The sequence below is a fragment of the Kocuria sp. KKT182 genome (assembly GCF_055635395.1).
Genome location: NZ_CM145757.1, coordinates 1,918,408 through 1,938,845, shown reverse-complemented (window position 1 = coordinate 1,938,845; position 20,438 = coordinate 1,918,408). Strand labels below are relative to the sequence as shown.

At 73.5% G+C, this 20,438-nt stretch carries 18 protein-coding genes and 1 riboswitch; of the genes, 6 read left to right on the top strand and 12 right to left on the bottom strand.

The window, feature by feature from the left end; all coding sequences use genetic code 11:
- Nucleotides 1-104: 104 nt before the first annotated feature.
- Nucleotides 105-2,249 carry a phenylacetic acid degradation bifunctional protein PaaZ gene (gene paaZ / locus ACZ2G1_RS08950; RefSeq protein ID WP_109221761.1) on the bottom strand — a complete coding sequence of 715 codons (2,145 nt, stop codon included), beginning with the start codon at nucleotides 2,247-2,249 and terminating at the stop codon, nucleotides 105-107.
- A gap of 103 nt (nucleotides 2,250-2,352) precedes the next feature.
- On the opposite strand from paaZ, the gene ACZ2G1_RS08945 reads away from it, so the two are divergent.
- Nucleotides 2,353-2,790, top strand: coding sequence for a PaaI family thioesterase (locus ACZ2G1_RS08945; protein WP_017833096.1), 438 nt, complete (start codon nucleotides 2,353-2,355; stop codon nucleotides 2,788-2,790).
- Between the two features lie 59 nt (nucleotides 2,791-2,849).
- On the opposite strand, the gene ACZ2G1_RS08940 is transcribed toward ACZ2G1_RS08945, so the two are convergent.
- The 4 genes from ACZ2G1_RS08940 to ACZ2G1_RS08925 form a co-directional block, all read right to left on the bottom strand.
- Nucleotides 2,850-3,560, bottom strand: a complete 711-nt coding sequence (locus ACZ2G1_RS08940) for a tyrosine-protein phosphatase (protein WP_095649812.1) — start codon at nucleotides 3,558-3,560, stop codon at nucleotides 2,850-2,852.
- Between the two features lie 79 nt (nucleotides 3,561-3,639).
- Entirely contained in the window at nucleotides 3,640-4,509 is an 870-nt protein-coding gene (locus ACZ2G1_RS08935; protein WP_336649587.1) for a 3-hydroxyacyl-CoA dehydrogenase family protein, read from the bottom strand.
- 13 nt (nucleotides 4,510-4,522) lie between these two features.
- Complete coding sequence (locus ACZ2G1_RS08930; protein WP_336649588.1) at nucleotides 4,523-5,308, bottom strand: enoyl-CoA hydratase/isomerase family protein; 786 nt, start codon at nucleotides 5,306-5,308, stop codon at nucleotides 4,523-4,525.
- Nucleotides 5,308-6,516, bottom strand: coding sequence for a thiolase family protein (locus ACZ2G1_RS08925; protein ID WP_017833100.1), 1,209 nt, complete (start codon nucleotides 6,514-6,516; stop codon nucleotides 5,308-5,310). The genes ACZ2G1_RS08930 and ACZ2G1_RS08925 overlap by 1 nt, the downstream gene beginning before the upstream one ends.
- Nucleotides 6,517-6,745: 229 nt before the next feature.
- On the opposite strand from ACZ2G1_RS08925, the gene ACZ2G1_RS08920 reads away from it, so the two are divergent.
- The 3 genes from ACZ2G1_RS08920 (at nucleotide 6,746) to ACZ2G1_RS08910 (ending at nucleotide 9,926) form a co-directional block, all read left to right on the top strand.
- A complete protein-coding gene (locus tag ACZ2G1_RS08920; RefSeq protein ID WP_017833101.1) occupies nucleotides 6,746-7,714 on the top strand; it encodes an MBL fold metallo-hydrolase in 969 nt (322 codons plus the stop codon).
- 43 nt (nucleotides 7,715-7,757) lie between these two features.
- Nucleotides 7,758-9,467, top strand: a complete 1,710-nt coding sequence (locus ACZ2G1_RS08915; RefSeq protein ID WP_095649809.1) for an FAD-dependent monooxygenase — start codon at nucleotides 7,758-7,760, stop codon at nucleotides 9,465-9,467.
- Nucleotides 9,468-9,545: 78 nt separating this feature from the next.
- Nucleotides 9,546-9,926 (top strand): DUF1622 domain-containing protein, encoded by a 381-nt coding sequence (locus ACZ2G1_RS08910; RefSeq protein WP_017833103.1) that lies wholly within the window; start codon nucleotides 9,546-9,548, stop codon nucleotides 9,924-9,926.
- Between the two features lie 24 nt (nucleotides 9,927-9,950).
- Here ACZ2G1_RS08910 and ACZ2G1_RS08905 read toward each other — a convergent pair whose 3' ends face one another.
- Together ACZ2G1_RS08905 and ACZ2G1_RS08900 are read right to left on the bottom strand one after the other, a co-directional pair.
- Entirely contained in the window at nucleotides 9,951-10,223 is a 273-nt protein-coding gene (locus tag ACZ2G1_RS08905; RefSeq protein ID WP_052132991.1) for a hypothetical protein, read from the bottom strand.
- 103 nt (nucleotides 10,224-10,326) lie between these two features.
- Nucleotides 10,327-11,640 (bottom strand): condensation domain-containing protein, encoded by a 1,314-nt coding sequence (locus ACZ2G1_RS08900; protein ID WP_095649808.1) that lies wholly within the window; start codon nucleotides 11,638-11,640, stop codon nucleotides 10,327-10,329.
- An 86-nt stretch (nucleotides 11,641-11,726) separates the two neighbouring features.
- Between ACZ2G1_RS08900 and ACZ2G1_RS08895 the strand changes: the two genes are divergently transcribed.
- Nucleotides 11,727-12,530, top strand: coding sequence for an alpha/beta fold hydrolase (locus tag ACZ2G1_RS08895; protein ID WP_272027343.1), 804 nt, complete (start codon nucleotides 11,727-11,729; stop codon nucleotides 12,528-12,530).
- Between the two features lie 60 nt (nucleotides 12,531-12,590).
- Here ACZ2G1_RS08895 and ACZ2G1_RS08890 read toward each other — a convergent pair whose 3' ends face one another.
- From ACZ2G1_RS08890 to ACZ2G1_RS08875, 4 genes are all read right to left on the bottom strand, one after another.
- Nucleotides 12,591-14,255, bottom strand: a complete 1,665-nt coding sequence (locus tag ACZ2G1_RS08890) for a thiamine pyrophosphate-binding protein (RefSeq protein WP_470377703.1) — start codon at nucleotides 14,253-14,255, stop codon at nucleotides 12,591-12,593.
- A 137-nt stretch (nucleotides 14,256-14,392) separates the two neighbouring features.
- Nucleotides 14,393-15,802, bottom strand: a complete 1,410-nt coding sequence (locus ACZ2G1_RS08885) for an MFS transporter (protein ID WP_035927938.1) — start codon at nucleotides 15,800-15,802, stop codon at nucleotides 14,393-14,395.
- Between the two features lie 246 nt (nucleotides 15,803-16,048).
- Complete coding sequence (locus ACZ2G1_RS08880) at nucleotides 16,049-17,266, bottom strand: cobalamin-independent methionine synthase II family protein (protein WP_470377702.1); 1,218 nt, start codon at nucleotides 17,264-17,266, stop codon at nucleotides 16,049-16,051.
- A gap of 40 nt (nucleotides 17,267-17,306) precedes the next feature.
- Nucleotides 17,307-18,509, bottom strand: coding sequence for a cobalamin-independent methionine synthase II family protein (locus ACZ2G1_RS08875; protein ID WP_470377701.1), 1,203 nt, complete (start codon nucleotides 18,507-18,509; stop codon nucleotides 17,307-17,309).
- A 13-nt stretch (nucleotides 18,510-18,522) separates the two neighbouring features.
- Nucleotides 18,523-18,626, bottom strand: a riboswitch (SAM riboswitch).
- Nucleotides 18,627-18,818: 192 nt separating this feature from the next.
- Here ACZ2G1_RS08875 and ACZ2G1_RS08870 point away from each other — a divergent pair.
- Nucleotides 18,819-19,583, top strand: coding sequence for a 3-hydroxybutyrate dehydrogenase (locus tag ACZ2G1_RS08870; RefSeq protein ID WP_035927934.1), 765 nt, complete (start codon nucleotides 18,819-18,821; stop codon nucleotides 19,581-19,583).
- Nucleotides 19,584-19,599: 16 nt separating this feature from the next.
- Here ACZ2G1_RS08870 and ACZ2G1_RS08865 read toward each other — a convergent pair whose 3' ends face one another.
- Entirely contained in the window at nucleotides 19,600-20,379 is a 780-nt protein-coding gene (locus tag ACZ2G1_RS08865; protein WP_035927930.1) for an IclR family transcriptional regulator, read from the bottom strand.
- Nucleotides 20,380-20,438 lie beyond the last annotated feature (59 nt).

Sequence of the window (20,438 nt, the reverse complement as noted above, 5' to 3'; positions counted from 1 at the left end):
CCGCTCGCCGCCGGGTCCCCCGAAGCACGCGATCCCCCACGCCCGGTGCGTGAGGGATCGCGTGCTTCGGGGGGACCCGGCAGTCCGGGCGGGTCTCGCCCGGGTCAGGCGGTGGGCCAGGTCTTCGCGACCAGGGTCAGCACGTCGTAGGTCGCCACGATCTCGTCGTGCTGGTTGTGCAGGATCGCGTCCCAGCAGACCTCGCCGTACTCGTCGGTGACCCGCGGGGTGATCTGCTTGGCGGTGAGGGTCACCCGGATGTGGTCGTCGTAGGTCACCGGCGTGATGAAGCGCAGGTTCTCCAGGCCGTAGTTCGCCAGGACGGGACCGGGGGCGGGCTCCACGAACAGCCCGGCGGCCCAGGAGACCAGCAGGTAGCCGTGGGCCACCCGGCGCGGGAAGAACGGGTTGGCCGTGGCGGCCTCCTCGTCGGTGTGCGCGTAGAAGGTGTCGCCGGTCTTCTCGGCGAACTCGGTGATGTCCTCGAGGGTCACGGTGCGCAGCTCGGAGGCGAACTGGTCGCCGATCCGCAGCGTCTCCAGGGACTTGCGGAACGGGTGCTCGCCGGTGCCGTTCTCGACCGCCTCGCGGGTCACGGTGTTCGCCGCGGCGCCCCGGTGCCAGACCCCGGTCACCGCCGTGAGGATGTCCGGGGGTCCCTGGATCGCGGTGCGCTGCATGTAGTGCTTGACGCCGCGCACGCCGCCCAGCTCCTCGCCGCCGCCGGCGCGGCCGGGGCCGCCGTGGACCAGGTGCGGCATGGGGGAGCCGTGGCCGGTGGAGGTCTTCGCGTCCTGGCGGTTGAGGAAGTGCACGCGCCCGTGGTGCGAGCCGATGCCCGCGGTGAACCGGGCGGCGGTCGCGCCGTCGTTCGTGCACACGGTCGCCACGAGCGAGCCGCCGCCGAGCGCGGCGAGCCGCACGGCGTCGTCGACGTCGGTGTAGCCGAGCACGGAGGTGACGGGGCCGAAGGCCTCGACGAAGTGCACCTCCGGGGTGTCCGGGTCGTCGAAGGACAGCACCGTGACGGGGAAGAAGGCGCCCGCCCCGGTGTCGGCGTCGCCGACGGAGGCGTCCGGGCCGCCCAGGCGGACGGTGCCGCCGGCGGCGACCAGGCGCTCCACGGCCTTGCGGACCTCGCCCTGCTGCTCCTTGGAGGCCAGGGCGCCCATGGTGACGCCCTCGGTGCGCGGGTCGCCGATGACCACGCGCTGCTGCACGCGCTCGGCGACGGCGGCCACGACGTCCTCCACGCGGTCCTGCGGGACGATGACGCGCCGGATGGCCGTGCACTTCTGCCCGGCCTTGGAGGTGATCTCGACGAACACCGCCTTCACGAAGGCGTCGAACTCCGGGGTCTCCGGGGTGGCGTCGGGGCCGAGGATCGCGGCGTTGAGGGAGTCCGTCTCGGCGGTGAAGCGCACTCCGCCGTCGATGACGTTCTCGTGGTGGCGCAGCGACTGCGCGGTGCCGGCGGAGCCGGTGAAGGCCACGTGGTCGCGGTAGTCCAGGTGGTCGAGCAGGTCCCGGGCGGAGCCGGAGACCAGCTGCAGGGAGCCCTCCGGCAGGATGCCGGAGTCGATCATCAGGCGCACGCAGGCGGCCGTGACGTAGCCGGTCGGCGTGGCCGGCTTCACCAGGGTCGGCATGCCGGCGATGAAGGCGGGGGCGAACTTCTCGAGCATGCCCCACACCGGGAAGTTGAACGCGTTGATCTGCACGGCGACGCCGGGCATGCGGGTGTAGATGTGCTCGCCCAGGAAGGACCCGTCCTTGGAGAGCTGCTCCACCGCCCCGTCCACGACGACGTTGGCGTTGGGCAGCTCGCGCCGGCCCTTGGAGGAGAACGTGAAGAGGGTGCCGATGCCGCCGTCCACGTCGAAGAAGTGGTCCTTCAGCGTGGCCCCGGTCGAGTAGGAGACGTCGTAGAGCTCCTGCTTGTGCTCGGTGAGGTACTGGGCGAGCTCCTTGAGCTTGAGCGCCCGCTCGTGGATGGTGAGCTCCCCGAGGGAGCGCTGCCCCACGGTCCGGCCGTAGTCCACGGCGGAGGCGATGTCGATGCCGTCCGTGGACACGCGCGCCACGACCTCGCCGGTCGAGGCGTCGGCCACCTCCGTCACCTTCTGCGGGTTCTCCGGCGACCACCACCGGCCCCTCAGGTAGCTGGGGAGGATGGTCTGGGTCTGTGCTGCCACGGTGCGTGGTCCTTTCGCTCGGGTGTGCGCGGGCGGCCGGTCCGTCGCCCGCATCCTGACCGATCGTTCGGTATTATGACCACGATAACCTACGTCACACCCCGGGACCACTGCCCCACGGTGGTCCTGCCCCGTCGCCGAGCGCCCGAGGAGTGCCATGACCACGACCGAGACCCACGAGCCCTGGCGCATCGTCCTGGGCGAGCTCGACGAGAAGATGGGCGTCACCGTCCTCGAGGAGTCGGCGGAGCGCGTGGTCGCCTCCATGCCCGTCGAGGGCAACCGCCAGTCGCTGGGCCTGCTCCACGGCGGCGCCATGGTGGCCCTCGGCGAGGCCGTCGGTTCCTGGGCCGCGGTGATCCACGCCTCCACGATGGGCAAGGTCGCCGTGGGCGTGGACGTCAACGCCACCCACCACCGGTCGTCCCGCACGGGCACCGTGACCGCCACGGCCACCGCCCTGCAGCTCGGACGCTCCCTCACGTGCCACGAGGTGGTCCTCGAGCACGAGGACGGCGCCCGGCTGTGCACCGTGCGGATCACCAACTTCCTCAAGGACAAGCCGCAGCAGGCCACGAACCCCGCCGAGGGCTAGGCCGGGAACCAGGCCCGGGGTCCGCCGGCCAGCGGGTCAGGACGCCGGACGGGAGCGGATCAGGACGGGCCGTGGAGCCGCCGGCGCAGGGCGGCCAGCTCCTCGGGCGACAGCCCGGCGTCCACGAGCCAGCGCTCGGCGTCGAACCCGTCCAGCAGCTCCTCGAGGGCCGCGCGACGCCCCGCGAGCAGCGGGGCGAGCTCGTGCTCGGGGTGGTGGCGCTCGACCGGGTGGGGGACGGGTGAGACGCGGTGCCACTCGTTGATCCCGCGCGCGGCGGCCTCGTCCTCCGCGACGAGGCGCTCCGGGGGCGCTCCGGCCAGCCCCAGGAGCAGCAGCGCGAGCACCCCGGTGCGGTCGCGGCCGGCCGAGCAGTGCACCACCACGGCGCCCTCGGCGGTCGCCACCGCCCGCACCGCCTCGGCCAGGAAGGCCGGGAACAGCCGCAGGTAGTCGCGGTAGCCGCGCGGGTGGTGGAGGTAGGGCGTGCCCACCAGCGGGAACTGCGGATGGGCGGGGTCCTCGGTGGGGCGGTGCAGGACCGTGATGCCGGCGCGGGCGGCCGGGTCGTCCGCGGGGTCCGTGGGCCGGCGCCGCCGCTCGTCCGCGTTGCGCAGGTCCACGACCGTGCGCACCCCGTCCGCCGCGGCGGCGCGCCACCCCGAGGGGCTCAGCCGCTCGGAGCGGCCCATCCGCCACACGTCGCCGGCCAGGCGCCGGGCGTTGAGCGCGCCGTCCCACGCGGCGGGGGTCCCGGGCTGTGCGTGCATGCCCCCACCCTAGGACCCGCGTCCGACGGCGCGTCCCGCCCGCCCGCGCCCGGGAGGGCGGGACGGCAGGGGGCGGGTGCTACTGGTCGTAGTCGAAGAAGCCCTTGCCGGTCTTGCGGCCGAGCTCGCCGCGGGCCACCATGTCCCGCATCAGCTGCGGGGGGGCGAAGCGCGGGCCGAGCTGCGACTCGAGGTACTCGGCGATGCCCAGGCGCACGTCCAGGCCCACGATGTCCGTCAGGGCCAGGGGGCCGACCGGGAACCTGTAGCCCAGGACCATGGCGTTGTCGATGTCGGCGGGAGAGGCCACGCCCTCCTCGACCATCCGGATGGCCTCGAGGGCGATCGCCACGCCCAGCCGCGACGAGGCGAAGCCGGGGGCGTCGTTGACGACCACCGGGGTCTTGCCGAGGCCCTCGACCCACTGCACCGAGAGCCGCCTGAGCTCCTCGCCGGTGTGCTTCGAGTTCACGACCTCCACGAGCTTCGAGGCCGGCACGGGGTTGAAGAAGTGCAGCCCGCAGAACCGCTCGGGGCGTCCCAGCTGCTCGGCCAGCCCGTCCACGGACAGCGAGGAGGTGTTGGTGGCCAGCCACGAGGTCTCGGCGAGGTGGTGCTCGACCTCCTGCAGGGCCGTGACCTTCAGGTCCCACGCCTCGGGGACGGCCTCGACGACGAGCTCGCAGTCCGCGAAGTCGGCGTGGTCGAGGGAGACGGTCAGGTTCTCGGCCCACTCGTCCAGGTTGCCGTCCACGCCCCCGCGCTCCAGGGACTTGGCGAGGTCCCGCTCGATCCGCTCGCGGGCGGCCTCCGCGGCCTGCCCGTCCCGCTCCACCACGGTCACCCTCGCCCCGGCGAGCAGGAAGGCGTGGGCGATGCCTGCGCCCATGCGGCCTCCGCCCAGGACGCCGACGACGGCGGGAACGGCCAGTGCGTGCTTCTCGGTCATGGTCGGGATGCTCCTACTTCTTGTTCTTCTTGCGGTCCAGGAAGGCCTGCATGCGGTCGAACTTCGCCTCCGACTCGAAGAGCACGGCCTGGGCCAGCTCGTCGATGTGCGGATGGGCGGACGGGGGCGCCGCGAAGACCCGCTTGGAGATCCGCACGGCCAGGGGGTCCTGGGCGCCGATCCGGTCGGCGAGCGCGTGCGCGGCGCCGACGAGCTCCGCGGGCTCGTGCAGCTCGGTGACGAGGTGCAGGGCCAGGGCCTCGTCCGCGCCGAGGAGCCGGCCGGCGAGCAGGATGTCCAGGGCGACCGCCTCGCCGACCAGCTCCTTGAGCCGCCACAGCCCGCCGGCGGCGGCGATGATGCCCAGGTTCGTCTCCGGCTGGCCGATCGTGAGGTGCGGGGTGGCGATGCGGAAGTCCGCGGCGTAGGCCAGCTCCGCGCCGCCGCCCAGGGCGTAGCCGTCGATCGCGGCGATCACCGGCATGGGCAGCCTGTGGATGCGGTCGAAGATCCGGGAGTTGATCCCGGCCAGGGCGTCGTCGCGGCGGCGTTCCCGCAGCTGGGCGATGTCGGCGCCGGAGGCGAAGATCCCCCGGCCGTTCACCTCGGTGCCGGAGAGGATCAGGATCTTCGGGTGCCGCTCGAGGTGGCCGCACACGGTGTGCAGCTCCTCGACCATGGTCGCGTCGATGGCGTTGCGCACATCGGGGCGGTCCAGGACCACGTGCAGGCGGTCCTCGCGCTCCTCGAGCCGCAGGGCGGTGAACTCCGCGCCGAGGATCTCGCTGGGCCCGACCATCAGAGCTTCTCCACGAGCATCGCGGTGCCCTGGCCCACGCCCACGCACATGGTGGCCAGGCCGCGGTCGGCGCCCTCGCGCTCCATCCGGCCCAGCAGCGTCACCACGAGCCGGGAGCCGGAGGAGCCCAGCGGGTGGCCGAGCGCGATCGCCCCGCCGTCGTTGTTGACGGTGCCGGCGTCGAGGCCGAGGCGGCGGATGCAGGCCAGGGACTGGGAGGCGAAGGCCTCGTTGAGCTCGACCGCCCCGAGGTCGCCGATGCCCCACCCGGTGCGCCCGAGCACCTTCTGGGTGGCGGGGACAGGGCCGATGCCCATGATCTCCGGGGCCACGCCGGCGGAGGCGCCGTCGACGATCCGGGCCCGGGCGGCCAGCCCGTACTTCTCGGCCGCGCGCTCGGAGACCACGAGGATCGCCGAGGCGCCGTCGTTGAGGGAGGAGGCGTTGCCGGCGGTGACGACCGTCCCGTGGTCCACCACGGGACGCAGCTTCGCGAGGGCGTCCATCGTGGTGCCCGGGCGGGGGCCCTCGTCCGTGTCGACGACGGTCGTCGCACCCTTGCGGCCCGTGACGGTCACCGGGACGATCTCGGGGGCGAAGCGCCCGGCGTCGATCGCGGCGATCGCCTTCTCGTGGGAGGCCACGGCGAAGGCGTCGGCGTCCTCGCGCGAGATCCCGTCGACGATCGCGACCTCCTCGGCCGTCTCCGGCATCGAGTAGGTCATCTTGTCCTGCTTCTTGAACTCGGGGTTGGTGAAGCGCCAGCCGATGGAGGTGTCGAAGACGTCGCCGGGCTTCGCGAACGCCTTGGCCGGCTTCTCCATCACCCACGGGGCGCGGGACATGGACTCCACGCCGCCGGCGACGACGATGTCGGCGGCGCCGGCCTTGATCATGTGGGAGGCCATGATGATGGCCGAGAGCCCGGAGGCGCAGAGCCGGTTGACGGTGATGCCGGGGACGGTGTCGGGGAAGCCGGCGAGCAGCCAGGCCATGCGGGCGACGTTGCGGTTCTCCTCGCCGGCGCCGTTGGCGTTGCCGAGGATCACCTCGTCGACGTCGTGCGGGTCGATCCCGGCGTCGGTCACCGCGTGCCTGACCACGAGGGCGGCGAGGTCGTCGGGGCGCACGCTCGCCAGCGCGCCGCCGTAGCGGCCCACCGGGGTGCGGGCCCCGCCGACGAGGAGGGCCTGAGGGGTTGCGGGCATGGGTGGGCTCCTGTCGCGACGGGGTGCGGCCGGCATCCGGGCATCGTCGCCCGAATTTACCGACCGATCGTTCATCAAACCTTCCCACGCGTGCGCCCGCGGGGTCAACAGAGCTGCGACAGCAATCGCCTGTGGCCTGCTTCACAAATCAAGGTCCGGGGGCTACCGTGGAACTAATACAGCATTTGACTATCCCGGGCCCTGCGCGGCCCCACGAAGGAGACGGCACATGGGCACCACCAAGTCTTTCGCGTCCTCGGCGGACCTCGGCGAGAAGCAGAAGACCCTCGAGATCCTGGCCGAGGGCGTCTACGCCCTCACGGCCGAGGGGGACCCGAACATCGGGGCGATCGAGGGGGAGGACTTCCTGGTCTGCTTCGAGGCCCTGGCCACCCCCGTGGTGGCCGCCGAGTGGCTGGCGGAGCTGCGGAAGCACACCGACAAGCCGATCCGCTACCTGGTGCTCTCCCACTACCACGCGGTGCGCGTGCTCGGCGCCTCGGCCTTCCACGCCGAGACGATCGTCGCCCACGAGAACACCTACGACCTCATCGTGGAGCGCGGCAAGGAGGACTGGGCCTCCGAGTTCGGCCGCATGCCGCGCCTGGCCAAGGGCGCGGACACCGTCCCGGGCCTGACCTGGCCCACGGTGACCTTCCGGGACAAGCTGACCATCGACCTCGGCGGGGACCGCGGGGACCTCGTGCTCCAGCACTTCGGCCGCGGCCACACCGAGGGCGACATCGTCGCCTGGCTGCCCCAGCAGAAGATCCTCTTCGCCGGGGACCTGGTCGAGGCCGAGGCCGCCCTCTACACCGGGGACGCCTTCCACCGCGACTGGGCGAGCCACACCCTCGACGCCGTCAAGGCGCTGGGTGCGGAGCAGCTCGTGGGCGGGCGCGGGGCGGTCTCGAGGGGCCGGGAGGCCGTGGACGCGGCGATCGAGCAGACCCGCCGCTTCCTGGACGTCATGATCGAGGAGGTCGGCACCGTCCAGAAGAACGGCGGGACGCTCAAGGACGCCTTCGAGGCCGTGCACACCGCCCTCTACGACGACTTCGGCCACTGGCCGATCTTCGAGCACTGCCTGCCCTTCGACGTCTCCCGGCTGTGGGACGAGCTCTCGGGCATCGAGCGGCCCGTCATCTGGACCGCCGAGCGCGACCGCGAGGTCTGGGACCAGCTCCAGAACGGCTGACCCGGTCCCCACGAGCAGCGACACGAGAACGAGGAGGGCGACAGTGAGACGATTCGACTCCGGCAAGGTGCTGGTGCTCGGCAACGGGCCCGTGGGCCAGACCGCGGCGCTGCTGCTGGCGCGGTGGGGCATCCCCGTCACGGTCCTGGACGCCCGCGCCGAGCGGGACCCCATCGGGTCCAAGGCGATCTGCCAGCAGCGCGACGTCCTGGAGGTCTGGGAGGCCGTGGGCGTGGGCCGGCAGGTGGCCGCCGAGGGCGTCACGTGGGACACCGCGCGCACCTTCTACCGGGAGAAGGAGCTGTTCGCCCAGCCCTTCCGGGACAGGGGGCAGTCCCCGTTCCCGCCGTTCGTGAACATCTCGCAGACCCGCACCGAGGAGCTGCTCGCGCAGAAGATCGCCGCCGAGCCGCTGATCGAGGAGGTCTGGGGCCACGAGATCGTCTCGATCACCCAGGACGAGCGCTCCGTGACCGTGGTGTGCTCCTGCCGCGACGGGGGCCGGGCCGAGATCGTGGCCGACTACGCGATCGCCGCGCTCGGCTCGAAGGCGCGCTGGCTGCGCGACCAGCTCGGGGTGAGCTTCGACGGCCGCTCGTTCGAGGACAAGTTCCTGATCTGCGACATCCGGGCCGACATCCCCGGCTGGGCCACCGAGCGCCGCTTCTACTTCGACCCCGAGTGGAACCCCGGCCGGCAAGTGCTCATCCACCCGTGCCCGGACTCGACCTTCCGGATCGACTGGCAGGTGCCCGGCGACTACGACCTCGACGCCGAGGAGGCCTCCGGGGCCCTCGACGCGAGGATCCGCCAGATCATCGGGGACACGGACTACGAGATCGTCTGGAAGTCCGTCTACCGCTTCCACGCCCGGCTGGCCTCCCGGATGCGGGTGGGCCGGGTGCTGCTGGCCGGGGACTGCGCGCACATCGTCTCCCCGTTCGGCGCCCGCGGGCTCAACTCGGGCGTGGGCGACGCCGAGAACGCCGCCTGGAAGCTGACCTCGGTGCTGCGCGGCAACGCCGATCCGGCGCTGCTGGAGTCCTACGACGTCGAGCGCCGCGCCGCCGCCGTCGAGAACCTCGAGGTCACCGAGGCCACCATGGACTTCCTCGTGCCCCGCACCGAGGAGCAGCTGGCCGAGCGGCTCGCCAAGCTCGAGCGGGCGATCGGCGACCCGGCCGCGTCCACCTACGTGGACTCCGGGCGCCTGGCCGAGCCCTTCTGGTACGTCGACTCCCCGCTCACCACCCCGCACCCCACCCGGACCTTCGCCGGGCGCCCGCCCAAGGGGGAGGTCCCCGACCCCGTCCCCGGCGTGCTGCTGCCGGACGTCCCGGTCGCCGTCCCGGGCATCGCCGCCGACCGCGTCCGCGAGCTCGCCCGCTTCGGGATCCTGCTCCTCACCGGCCCGGCGGTCGACCAGGAGCTCGTGCGCGGGACCGCGCTCGCCGCCATCCGGTCCCCGCTGCGCCTGCACGCCATCGCGGACATCGACACCACCGGCAAGCTCGCCGAGGCGCTGAAGCCGGAGCCGACCGACGTGTGGGTGATCCGCCCCGACTCGCACATCGCGGCCGTGGTGGACGGCACGGACCCCCGTGCGCTGAGCCGGGCCCTGCAGAACACCGTCGCCGCCCCCGGTTCGGAGGCGGCCCGGGTCCTCGCCGAGCGCGAGCGGCCGCCGGGGCCCCCCAGGCGGCGGGGCTCCGTGCCGGAGACCGTGCCCCAGGAGGTCGCCGCCGCCGGCTGACGGCGGACCCGTGAGATCCTGGCGTCCTCATCGCAGACTCGAGCCGGCGCGTCCCGCCGGGGTCACCGGAGGTGCAGGATGTCGTTCCAGGAGTCCATGGAGCTGGTCGGGGAGGCCGTCGACGTCGCCGGCGTGGTCGCCATCGTCGTCGGGACGGTGGTGGCGACCCTCCTGGCCGGGCGGGACCTGCTGGGGCGGGGGAGCGGGGAGCGCGACACCTACGAGAGCTACCGGCAGCGGCTCGGCCGTTCGATCCTGCTGGGCCTGGAGCTGCTCGTGGCCGCGGACATCATCAAGACCGTCGCCATCACCCCCACGTTCGAGTCGGTGGGGGTGCTGGCGCTCATCGTGGTCGTGCGGACCTTCCTCAGCTGGTCCCTCGAGCTCGAGATCAGCGGGCGGTGGCCGTGGCAGAAGAAGCAGGGCGAGGCGGCGCCCCTGCCCGAGCGCGCCGCGTAGGCCCGCCGGGCCCCGGCCGGGCGCTCAGGCCTCGGGCGGGTACTCCTCCGGGCGCAGGTCCCGGCTGCACGGGACCCGGTGGCCGGGCACCAGCTGGTTGGCGGCCCGCGCCAGGCTGTCCCGGTGCCGGGGCGGCAGGTACAGGGCGTGGTGCAGGTAGGCGTCGAGCTCCAGCTCCCCGACCTCTCCGCCCAGGTGGACGTACCGCAGCCACAGGTCGCGCGCACCCAGCCCGGTGCTCGTCAGCGCGGTGCGGATCAACCTGGCCTGCGTCCTGGCGATCGTCCGGTCGTCCATCTGACCCCTTCTGCCCGCTGCCACCAGGATAGTCGGCGGACCGGGGCGGGGGCAGGGCGCACGGGTACCCGGACCGGGCCCTCGGGGGCGTCCGGGCCCGCGGCTATCCGCGGTCCGGTTCCGGGCGCGCCTGCGTGCGCAGCCCCGCGCCGACGGCGCCCAGCCACGCCTCCACCGACGAGCGGGCCTGCCCGGTGCCCGGGTAGCGCGCCCGCAGGTGCAGGCCGCCCTCGCCCACCACGAACCACACCTGCACCCCGGTGGTCGGCGCCGACGCGGAGATGTGCTGCGCCCGCAGCTCCGGCGCCAGGGTGGCGGGCAGCCGCCGGTAGTCGAGGTAGGACAGCATGAACATCCCCGGCGGGACGGGCATGCCGCCGTGGGGCCGCAGGATCGGCTCCAGGGCGTGCGAGCCCAGCTCCAGCGTCTCGCGCACGGCGGCGCGGCAGGCCTGCGGATCGGGGTCCGAGCACTCGAGCACCGAGTTGGTGATGAACCAGCCCACGGCGTCGCGCCAGTGCGGCTCGGTGCGGCTGTGCACGGGCAGGACCGCGCGCAGGGGCCGGCCGGCCAGCTCGGCGGTCGCCCGGGTCAGCACCGAGACCACCAGGACCAGCAGCCGGACGTGCAGCCCGTCGGCGCGCGCCTCCAGGCGGGCCAGGCCCTCGGCGTCGAGGACGTCGTGCGTGGTCACCGTCTCGGGTGCCGGGGCGCCGGGCTCCCCCAGCGGCAGGGGGAAGACGGGCAGGGCGCCGTCGCCGTCCGCGAGGATCCGCGCCCAGCGCCGCACCACGTGCGGCGGTGCCGGGGGGCGGGCGGCGAGCTCCCGCGTGTGCTCGGCGAAGGACGCCGCGGGCGCCCGGCCCGCGCCGGCCGGGCGGCCGGCGCGGAGATCGTCCAGCCCGTCGAGCAGGTCCCGGGCGAGCAGGGGCAGGGACCAGGCGTCCACGTGCGCGTGGTCGGCGGCGAGCACGACGACGGCGGGCCCGGCCGCGGGCTCGATCAGGCACAGCCGGTGCGAGGGCCGGGCCAGCGGGGAGCAGGCGGCGTCGGCCACCGCCTGCAGGGCCGCCCGCGTCCCGGCGGCGCCGACCTCGTGCCGGGTCCACACGGGCCGCACGGCGTCGGCGATCTCGTGCAGCCGGACGCGGCCGTCGTCGTCGGCGGAGAAGACGGTGCGCAGCGTGTGGTGCCGCCGCACGACACCCGCCCAGGCCTCGCCCAGGTGCGCGGCGTCCACCGGCGCGGGAAGCTCCACGGCCACGGCCATCCAGGACCCCGGGCGGGGACCGGCTCCGACGTGCATGCCCTGGTCGAAGGACACCGGCAGCGGCCGGCCGGCGCCCTCGGCGGGGACGGTGCAGCTGGACAGGCGGCCCTCGGGCAGCCGGGCGTGCGTGATGCTGGTCAGCCGCATGCGCACCTCCTGGTCGGGCCGGGGGGCCGGCCGCCGAGGACGCGTCCGGTCCACGGGTGGTCACAATCTACGCGTACCGTGGCGGCATGCCGACGCTCGAGCTCCCCCGCTGCCGCCTGACCTACGACGTGACCGGCTCCGGCCCGCCTGCCGTCCAGCTGCACGGGCTGCTGTCCGACCGGGCCACCAACACCGCGGGCGGTCTGGACCTGGCGGCCGAGCTGAGCGGGCACCGGACGGTGCGCTACGACGCCCGGGGCCACGGCGGCTCCGCCGCGGAGCCCGTGGCCGCGGACTGGACCTGGCCCCGGCTGGCCGAGGACCTGCTGCGCCTGCTGGACGCCGTGGCGCCCGGTGAGCCGGTGCACGGGATCGGCCCGTCCATGGGGGCGGCCACGCTGCTGCACGCCGCTCTCGCCGAGCCCGGGCGGTTCCGCTCGCTGACGCTCTGCGTGCCCTCCACGGCCTGGGCCTCGCGCCGCGGCCAGGCGGGGACGTACCGGCAGGGCGCGGACCTGGTGGAGCGCCACGGCCTCGAGGCCTACCTCCGGGCCGGCCGCGCCGCGACCCGGCCGCCCGCCGTGGCGGACCGGCCGGTGCACCCGCCGCGCGTCGGCCCCGGCCTGCTGCCCGCCGTGCTGCGCGGCGCAGCCGGCACCGACCTCCCGCCGGTCGAGGAGCTGTCGCGGATCGGCGTGCCGACCCTGGTGCTGGCCTGGTCCGAGGACGCCACCCACCCGCTGTCCACGGCCGAGGCGCTGCGCGCGGCCCTGCCCGGCGACGCCCTGCACGTGGCCGGCACGCCCGCCGAGCTGGCCGAGTGGCCGCGCCGGTGCGCGGACTTCGTCCGGGCGGTGGAGGCGGACCGGGGGGCCGGTTCGCCCGGCTGATCCGCGAAGGTCCGCAGGGGTCCGCCGGGGCCTCGCCGGGGCCTCGCCGGGGCCGGCGGGTCAGAGCCGGCGGCCGGCGGTGAGGGAGGCGGACATGAACTCGGCGACGACCTGCTGGGAGATGGCCACGTCGAGGACGAAGACGCCCTCGTCGTGGGTGGCCAGCCAGTCGGTGAGCGCGGTGAGGTCGGCCAGGGTGTGCGCCTTGGCCCCGGCCGCGCCCATCGCCCGGCCCACGGCGGCGAAGTCGACCTCGTCGATGAGCATCGCGGTGGGGTCCAGGCCCTTGGACGCGTACTGGTGCAGCTCGGCGCCGTAGGCGGAGTCGTTGAGCACCACGATCACCCCGCGCTTCGTGGCGCGCAGGAACGTCTCGAGGTCGGCCAGGCCCATCAGCCCGCCGCCGTCGCCGGTGACGAACACGGTGGTGCGGTCGGGGCGGGCCACCGAGACCCCGGCGGCGGAGCCGAAGCCGAGGCCGATCGACTGGAAGGCGGTGCCGACCAGGACCATGGCCTGCGGGTCGGGCACGGTCAGGTACATCGGGGCCCAGCCGATGAAGTGGCCGCCGTCCATCACCACGGAGCGCTCGGCGGGGAGGACGTGCTCGAGGGCGGCGACGACGGCGCGGGGGTTGAGCCGGCCGTCCGGGCCGAACTCGGCCGGGTCCTCGACCGGGGCGGAGCCGCGGAAGGCGTCGGTGGCGACCTCCGGGGCGGCCGCCCGCCAGGTGTTCTCCGGGGCGGCGGCGGAGATCCGGCCGGTGAGTCCCTGGAGGAACGGTCCCAGGTCCGCGCGCACGTAGTCGGTGACCGGGGGCGTGCGGTCCTCGGGCTCGTTGTCGATGCGGATCACCCGGGTGCCCTCGGCGAAGAGCGTGCCGTAGCGCAGCTGGAAGGCGTTCAGCGATGCCCCGGCGACCAGCACGACGTCGGCCTGCCGGGCGAGCTCCAGACGGTGGGCGCGGGTGAAGCCCCCGGCGATGCCCAGGTCCCACGGGGAGCCGAAGACCCCGGTGGCCATGGCGGAGGTCATGAACAGCGCCCCGAGCCGGTCCCCGATCTCGGTGAGCGGGGTGGTGGCCCCGGCCAGGAGCACTCCGCGCCCGGCGAGGATCAGGGGCCTGGTCGCCGCGCGCAGCAGCCCGGCGATGCGGTCGAGGTCCTCGGTGGAGGCGGTGAAGGCGGGCTTGACCGGCAGCGGCTCCAGGACCGTCTGCTCGGTGAGGGGGGCGGTGGCGTGGTCGTAGGGGAGGGCCAGCACCACCGGCTGGACGGTCTGGGCGGCGAGGTCGAAGGCCCGGTGGGTGATCGCGGTCGCGTTGTCCGGGGCCGCGACCAGGGTGGTGACCCCGGCGGCGGCGGCCGCGGTGGTCTGGTCGACGTCGAAGGCCCGCCGCCCGGTGGTCGGGGCGTCGCCGACGACCAGGACCAGGGGGATCCGGGCCAGCCGCGCCTCGGCCAGGGCGGTGTAGGTGTTGGTGAACCCGGCACCGTAGGTGGTCGTGGCGGCCCCGGTCCGCCCGGTGGCCCGGTGGTAGGCGTCGGCCATGGCAACGGTGGCGGACTCGTGCCGGGCGGAGGTGAAGCCGAAGCCGCGGGAGGTCAGCGAGCTGATCAGGTGCGCGTTGCCGTTGCCCATCAGGCCGAACAGGTGGTCGGTGCGCTCGGCGAGCACGTCGGCAACGGCCGTCGAGACCGTGGGGAGCAGGAGGTCGGTGGTCATGGAGGAGTCCTTTCGGCGGGGCTCCGGTGGGAGCCCGGGGTGGGAGCGGGGTGTGCTCGGGGTGCCCGCACGAGCGGAGCCGCCCGCCGGCACCCGTGGGTGCCGGCGGGCGGCTCGGTCCTCGGCCGGGGCGGCGCTCAGTCGCGCTGCTTCTCGGCGGCCTGGGCGGCCGCGAGGATCTCGGCGGCCTCGGGGTGCTCGGCGACGTAGTCCTCGTGCACTTCCTCGACGTGCAGGTCGATCTCCTGGATGTCCTTCGGCACCATCGAGACGGCGATGAAGGAGACGATCGCGATGCCGGCGATGTAGACGCCGATCGTCCAGGACATCCCGGTCTCGTTGAGCAGCAGCTGCGCGATCATCGGGGCGAACGCGCCGCCGATGATGGAGCCGAACGCGTAGCCGATCGAGACGCCCGAGTAGCGCACGCGGGCCGGGAACATCTCGGCGTAGAGCGCCGACTGCGGGCCGTAGGACGGGCCGAGTCCCACGGTGAGGATCACGATCGCCAGGGCGAACAGCGGCAGGGACGCGGTGTCCAGCAGGAACCACATCGGCACGGCCCACAGGATGATGATGGCGTAGCCGATCTGGAAGGTGCGCACGCGCCCGATCCGGTCCGAGATCCAGCCGCCGAACATCGTGAAGACGAGCCAGCCCACGCCGCCGATCAGGGAGGCGATGAGGGTCTGCGAGCGCGGCATGCCCAGCACGTTGGAGCCGTAGGAGGCGAAGAACGCGATCACCAGGTAGCCGGCGGCGTTGTTGGCGGCGAAGATCAGGGCCGCGAGGGTGACCGGCTTCTTGTGGTGCTTGAACAGCTGGCCCAGGGGAGCGGAGGACTCCTTCTTGCGCAGCTGCATCTCCTTGAAGACCGGGGACTCGTCGACGGTCTTGCGGATCAGGTAGCCGACCACGATCAGCACCACGGAGGACAGGAACGGGATGCGCCAGCCCCAGGCCTGGAAGTCCTCGGGGGACATCATCGAGGTGAGGGCGAACATGAAGGACGTGGCGAGCAGCATGCCCAGCGGCACGCCGATCTGCGGGTAGGCGCCGAAGAGCCCGCGCTTGTTCCGCGGGGCGTGCTCCACGGACATCAGGGCCGCGCCGCCCCACTCGCCGCCGGCCGAGAAGCCCTGCATGATGCGCAGGAGCACCAGGAAGATCGGGGCCCAGATGCCGATCGTCGCGTAGGTGGGGAGCATGCCGATCAGCATCGTCGCGGCACCCATGCCCACCAGGGTGAGGACCAGGACGATCTTGCGGCCGTACTTGTCGCCGAGGTGGCCGGCGACCACCGCGCCCAGCGGGCGGAAGAGGAAGCTGATGCCCAGGGAGGCCCACGCGACCACCTGGGCGAGGCCGGCGTTCTCCTCGGACAGCGGCGCGAAGTACAGCGGCGCCAGGACGAAGGCCGCGGCCTGGGCGTAGATGAAGAAGTCGTACCACTCGATGGTGGTGCCCACGAGGGTGCCGGCGAGGACCTTGCGCTCCTCGCGCGACATCTCGTGCCGCCCGGCCGGGGCGGAGGATGGGTGCGCCATGGGATCTCCAGGGAATCGGGGACGGCGACGTCCGCGGCGGAACCGAACGCATCATGACCGAACGTTCGGTATTGCATTGCGATACTACGGGCGGAAGTGACGCCTGTCACCCTCCGGACGGAATAATCAAACCATGTATCACTAATGTGACACAGACCACCGGGGATGGAAACCGCCGGGCCCGGCCCTCGCAGGAGGACCGGGCCCGGCGGCGCGGCAGGGGCGTCGGGGACGCCGGGATGCGGCTCAGCGGTAGAGCCGCTCCGTGGCCAGGCGCGCTCCCTCGACGAGGGACTCGAGCTTGGCCCAGGCGATCTGCGGGTGCAGGCGCCCGCCCAGACCGCAGTCGGTCGACGCGACGACGTTCTCGCGGCCCACGGCCGAGGCGAACTGCTCGATCCGGTCGGCCACCAGCTCCGGGTGCTCCACCACGTTCGTCGAGTGGGAGACCACGCCCGGGATGATCACGCGGCCCTCGGGCAGCGCGTGGTCCTTCCAGACCTTCCACTCGTGGGCGTGCCGGGCGGAGGCGCCCTCGAAGGTGTAGCCGCCGGCGTTGATGGTCAGCATCAGGTCCACGAGGTGCTTCAGCTCGAGGTCCGTGGTGTGCGGGCCGTGCCAGGAGCCCCAGCACAGGTGGAAGCGGACCTGCTCCTCGGGGATCCCCCGCAGCGCGTGGTTGAGCGCCTCGACGCGCAGCCGCGTGAACGCCAGGTAGTCCTCGACCGTGGGCTCGGGGTTGATCTGGTCCCAGGACTCCGCGATGGACGGGTCGTCGATCTGCACGGTCAGCCCGGCGTCCGTGATCGCCAGGTACTCCTCGCGCATCGCGTCGGCGCACGCGTAGACGAGCTCCTCGTCGGTCCTGTAGTACTCGTTCGTCACGCGCGCGGCGGAGCCGGGGGAGAGGGCGGCCACGAACCCGGTCTGCGCCCCGGTGGCCGCCATGGCCGCCCGGAGGTTGCGGACGTCCGAGGCCACGGCCTCCTGTCCCGTGTAGGTCAGCGGCCCGGTGATCTTGGGCTGCGTGGTCGAGGAGCGCCCGGTGAGGATGCCCGACGCCGGGTCCTCGTACGCCTCCCGGAAGCGCTCGCGGTCCCGGCGGTCCGGGAAGCTCGTGAGCACGATGTGGCCGGGCGAGGAGCGCCTCTTCTCCGTGGACGCCCACCGGTCCTCGTCGGTCGGGGTGAGCCCGCCGAGGCGGGAGAAGGAGTAGTTCCACCACGCGCCGTAGTCGACCGCGCTGGACATCGTGTGCCCGTACTCGCCGTCGTTGACCACGTCCACGCCGATCTCGCGCTGCCGGCGCACCACGTCCTCGACGCCCACGGCGAGCTCGTCGGTGAGCTGCTCGAACGTGATGGCGCCCTCGGCGTGCCGCTGGTTGGCCTCGAGCAGCCGCGGGGTCCGCGGCAGGGAGCCCACGTGGGTGGTCTGCACGTGGTCGGTGTTCTGCATGGTCATGCGTGTCCTCCTGAGGGTCTGCGGGAAGGTCGGGGGCCGGTCAGGACCAGAGCCGGCGGGAGGCGAGCTCGGCCCCGCGGGCGAGGGTCTCGAGCTTCGCCGCGGCGATCTGCGGGTGGATCCGCCCGCCCAGGCCGCAGTCGGTCGAGGCGATCACGTTCTCGCGGCCCACCTGGCGGGCGAAGCGCTCGATCCGGTCGGCCACCAGCTCCGGGTGCTCCACCACGTTGGTGGCGTGGGAGACGATCCCCGGGATGATGATCTTGCCCTCGGGCAGCTCGTGGTCCTGCCAGACCTTCCACTCGTGCTCGTGCCGGGCGTTGGCGGCCTCGAAGCTGTAGCCGCCGGCCCTGATGGAGAGCATGAGCTCCACCAGGTGCTCGAACCCGAGGTCCGTGGTGTGCGGGCCGTGCCAGGAGCCCCAGCACAGGTGGAAGCGCACCTGCTCCTCCGGGATGCCCTCGAGGGCGTAGTTGAGGGCCTCGACCCGCTTGCGGGTGAACGCGAGGTAGTCCTCCACGCCGGGCTCGGGATTGACCTGGTCCCAGTTCTCCGCGATGGACGGGTCGTCGATCTGCACGATCAGCCCGGCGTCGGTGATCGCCCGGTACTCCTCGCGCATCACCTCGGCGCAGGCGGTCAGCACCTCGTCCTCGTCCGCGTAGTGGGTGTTCTCCAGCCGCGCGCACGAGCCCGGGGACAGCGCGGCGAGGTAGCCCTCGCTCGCGCCCGTGGCCTGCAGCCCGGCCTTGAGGTTGCGGATGTCCGCCTCCAGCGCCGCGTGGCCCGTGTACTCCAGCTTCCCGGTGATCTTCGGGAACGGCGCCTGCTTGCCCGTGGTGATGCCCGAGGAGGGGTCCGCGTACGCCTCGTGGAAGAGCCGGCGGTCCCGGCGGTCCCCGAAGCTCGTCAGGACCACCCTGCCGGGCGAGGAGCGCTGCGGCTCCTGCTCCCACAGGTCCACGTCGCCGGGGGTGAGGCCCGAGATCCGGGCGAAGACGTAGTGCCACCACGCGCCGTAGTCGACCTCCGCGGCCATGACGTGGCCGTACTCGCCGTCGTTGACCACGTCGATCCCGAGCTCGCGCTGTCGGCGGACCACGTCGACCACCGAGTCCTGCAGGAGCCGGTCGTACTCCGCCTCCGGGACGGCCCCCTTCGCCCGGTTGGCCTCGAGCAGCGCCGGGGTGCGCGGGAGGGACCCGGCGTGGGTCGTGCGGATGCGGTCGGCGCTTCGCAGCATGGGTCGTGCGTCCTTTCCATCGGTCCTGGCGGTAGCACCGGAGGCGGGACGGGGATGCCGTCGCCCGGGTTGCTGCGGCGTCGTCGAGCCAGATCTCTCGGCCGCTCTGGATGGTGACCCTGTCATCCAAGCGCACCCGTGCGCGCTGCGCCATTCGGCGCCCGGATGACGGACATGACGCCGTGTGACGCGACCCGGCGCGCACTCCCGGGCGGAGCTGTCCTTCGCGAACATGGCCTGGATCACATACCGTGGCGGTGATCTGTGCCCCTCACCCCGCGGGCACGACGGACCACAGGAAGGACCCCCATGTCCCAGACGCCCCAGCAGCAGGACCTCGAGGGCCGCACGGCGCTCGTCACCGGTGGCGCGAGCGGCATCGGCCTGGCCGCCGCCCGGGCCCTCGCCGGCTCCGGCGCGCACGTGGTCGTGGCCGACGTCGACGAGGCCGGGGCGCAGCGCGTCGCGGACGAGCTCGGCGGCCGCGCGTGGGCCGTCGACCTGCTCGACACCGCGGCGCTCGCCGAGCTGAGCCTCGAGGTCGACGTGCTGGTCAACAACGCCGGCATCCAGAAGGTCGCCCCCCTCCAGGAGTTCGACCCCGCGGACTTCCACCGGATCCTGGTGCTGATGCTGGAGTCCCCGTTCCTGCTGGTGCGCGCCGCGCTGCCGCACATGTACGAGCGGGGCTGGGGGCGCGTCATCAACGTCTCCTCCGTGCACGGGCTGCGGGCGTCCCCCTACAAGAGCGCCTACGTCTCGGCGAAGCACGGCCTGGAGGGGCTGTCCAAGACCGTCGCGGTGGAGGGCGCGGCCCACGGGGTGACGAGCAACTGCATCAACCCCGGCTACGTGCGCACCCCGCTCGTCGAGAAGCAGATCGCCGACCAGGCGAGGGTGCACGGGATCCCCGAGTCCGAGGTGGTGGAGCGGATCATGCTCGGCGAGACGCCGATCAAGAAGCTCGTGGACCCGGAGGACGTCGGCAGCCTGGTCGCGTGGCTGGCCGGACCGCACGCGTCCATGGTCACCGGGGCCTCCTACACGATGGACGGCGGCTGGACGGCGCGCTGAGCCCGCCCCGGGCCGCTCAGCGGTGACCCAGCTCCCGGGAGAGCCGGTGGGCCTCCGTGAGCAGGGCCCGGCCCAGGAGCTGCCGGCGCTCGCCGCTGAACCGGGGCTCGATGCCCGTGAGGCTCAGCGCGTAGACCGGCGCGCCCGTCGCGTCGAAGACCGCGGCGGCCATGCCCCAGCTGCCCTCGACGATCAGCCCCGGGTTCACGGCGAAGCCCTCCCGCCGGACGTCCGCGAGCAGCTCCCGGATCCGCTCGGGCGTGTGCAGCGGGCCCCACTCGGCGCGGGCCCCGGCCGTGGCCGCGAGGACCCGGTCCACCTCCGCGTCCGGGAGGTGGGCCAGGACCGCCAGCCCCGCCGAGGCCACGCCGAGCGGCAGCCGCAGCCCCTCGTAGAGGACGTGGGAGCGGATGGGGAAGGCGCCCTCCACGCGCGCCAGGCAGACCGTCTCCAGCCCGCGGCGGACCGAGAGGAACGCACTCTCGCCGGTGGCCTCCGCGAGCCGGCGCAGCGAGGGCCCGGCCAGCTCCCGGATCGGATAGCGGTGGGCCGCCACCGCGCCCAGCACGTACAGCTCGGGGCCCAGCTGCCAGGCCCCGGTCCCGGCGTCGCGGTCCACGAGGCCCTCCTCGGCCAGTCCCGTGAGCAGCCGGTGCACAGTGGGGCGGGTCAGCCCGGTCTCGGCGGCGAGCTCCGCCACCGTGCTGCCCCGTTCCCGCCCCGCGACGGCCCGCAGCAGCTGCCCCACCCGGTGGACCACCTGGGTCCCCTGGCCCGTCGTCCGCTCCTGTCCCATGACTCCACTATATGGACAGTCAGGGGACGAATGGCCGGATGCTGAGGAGAAGCGCCGTC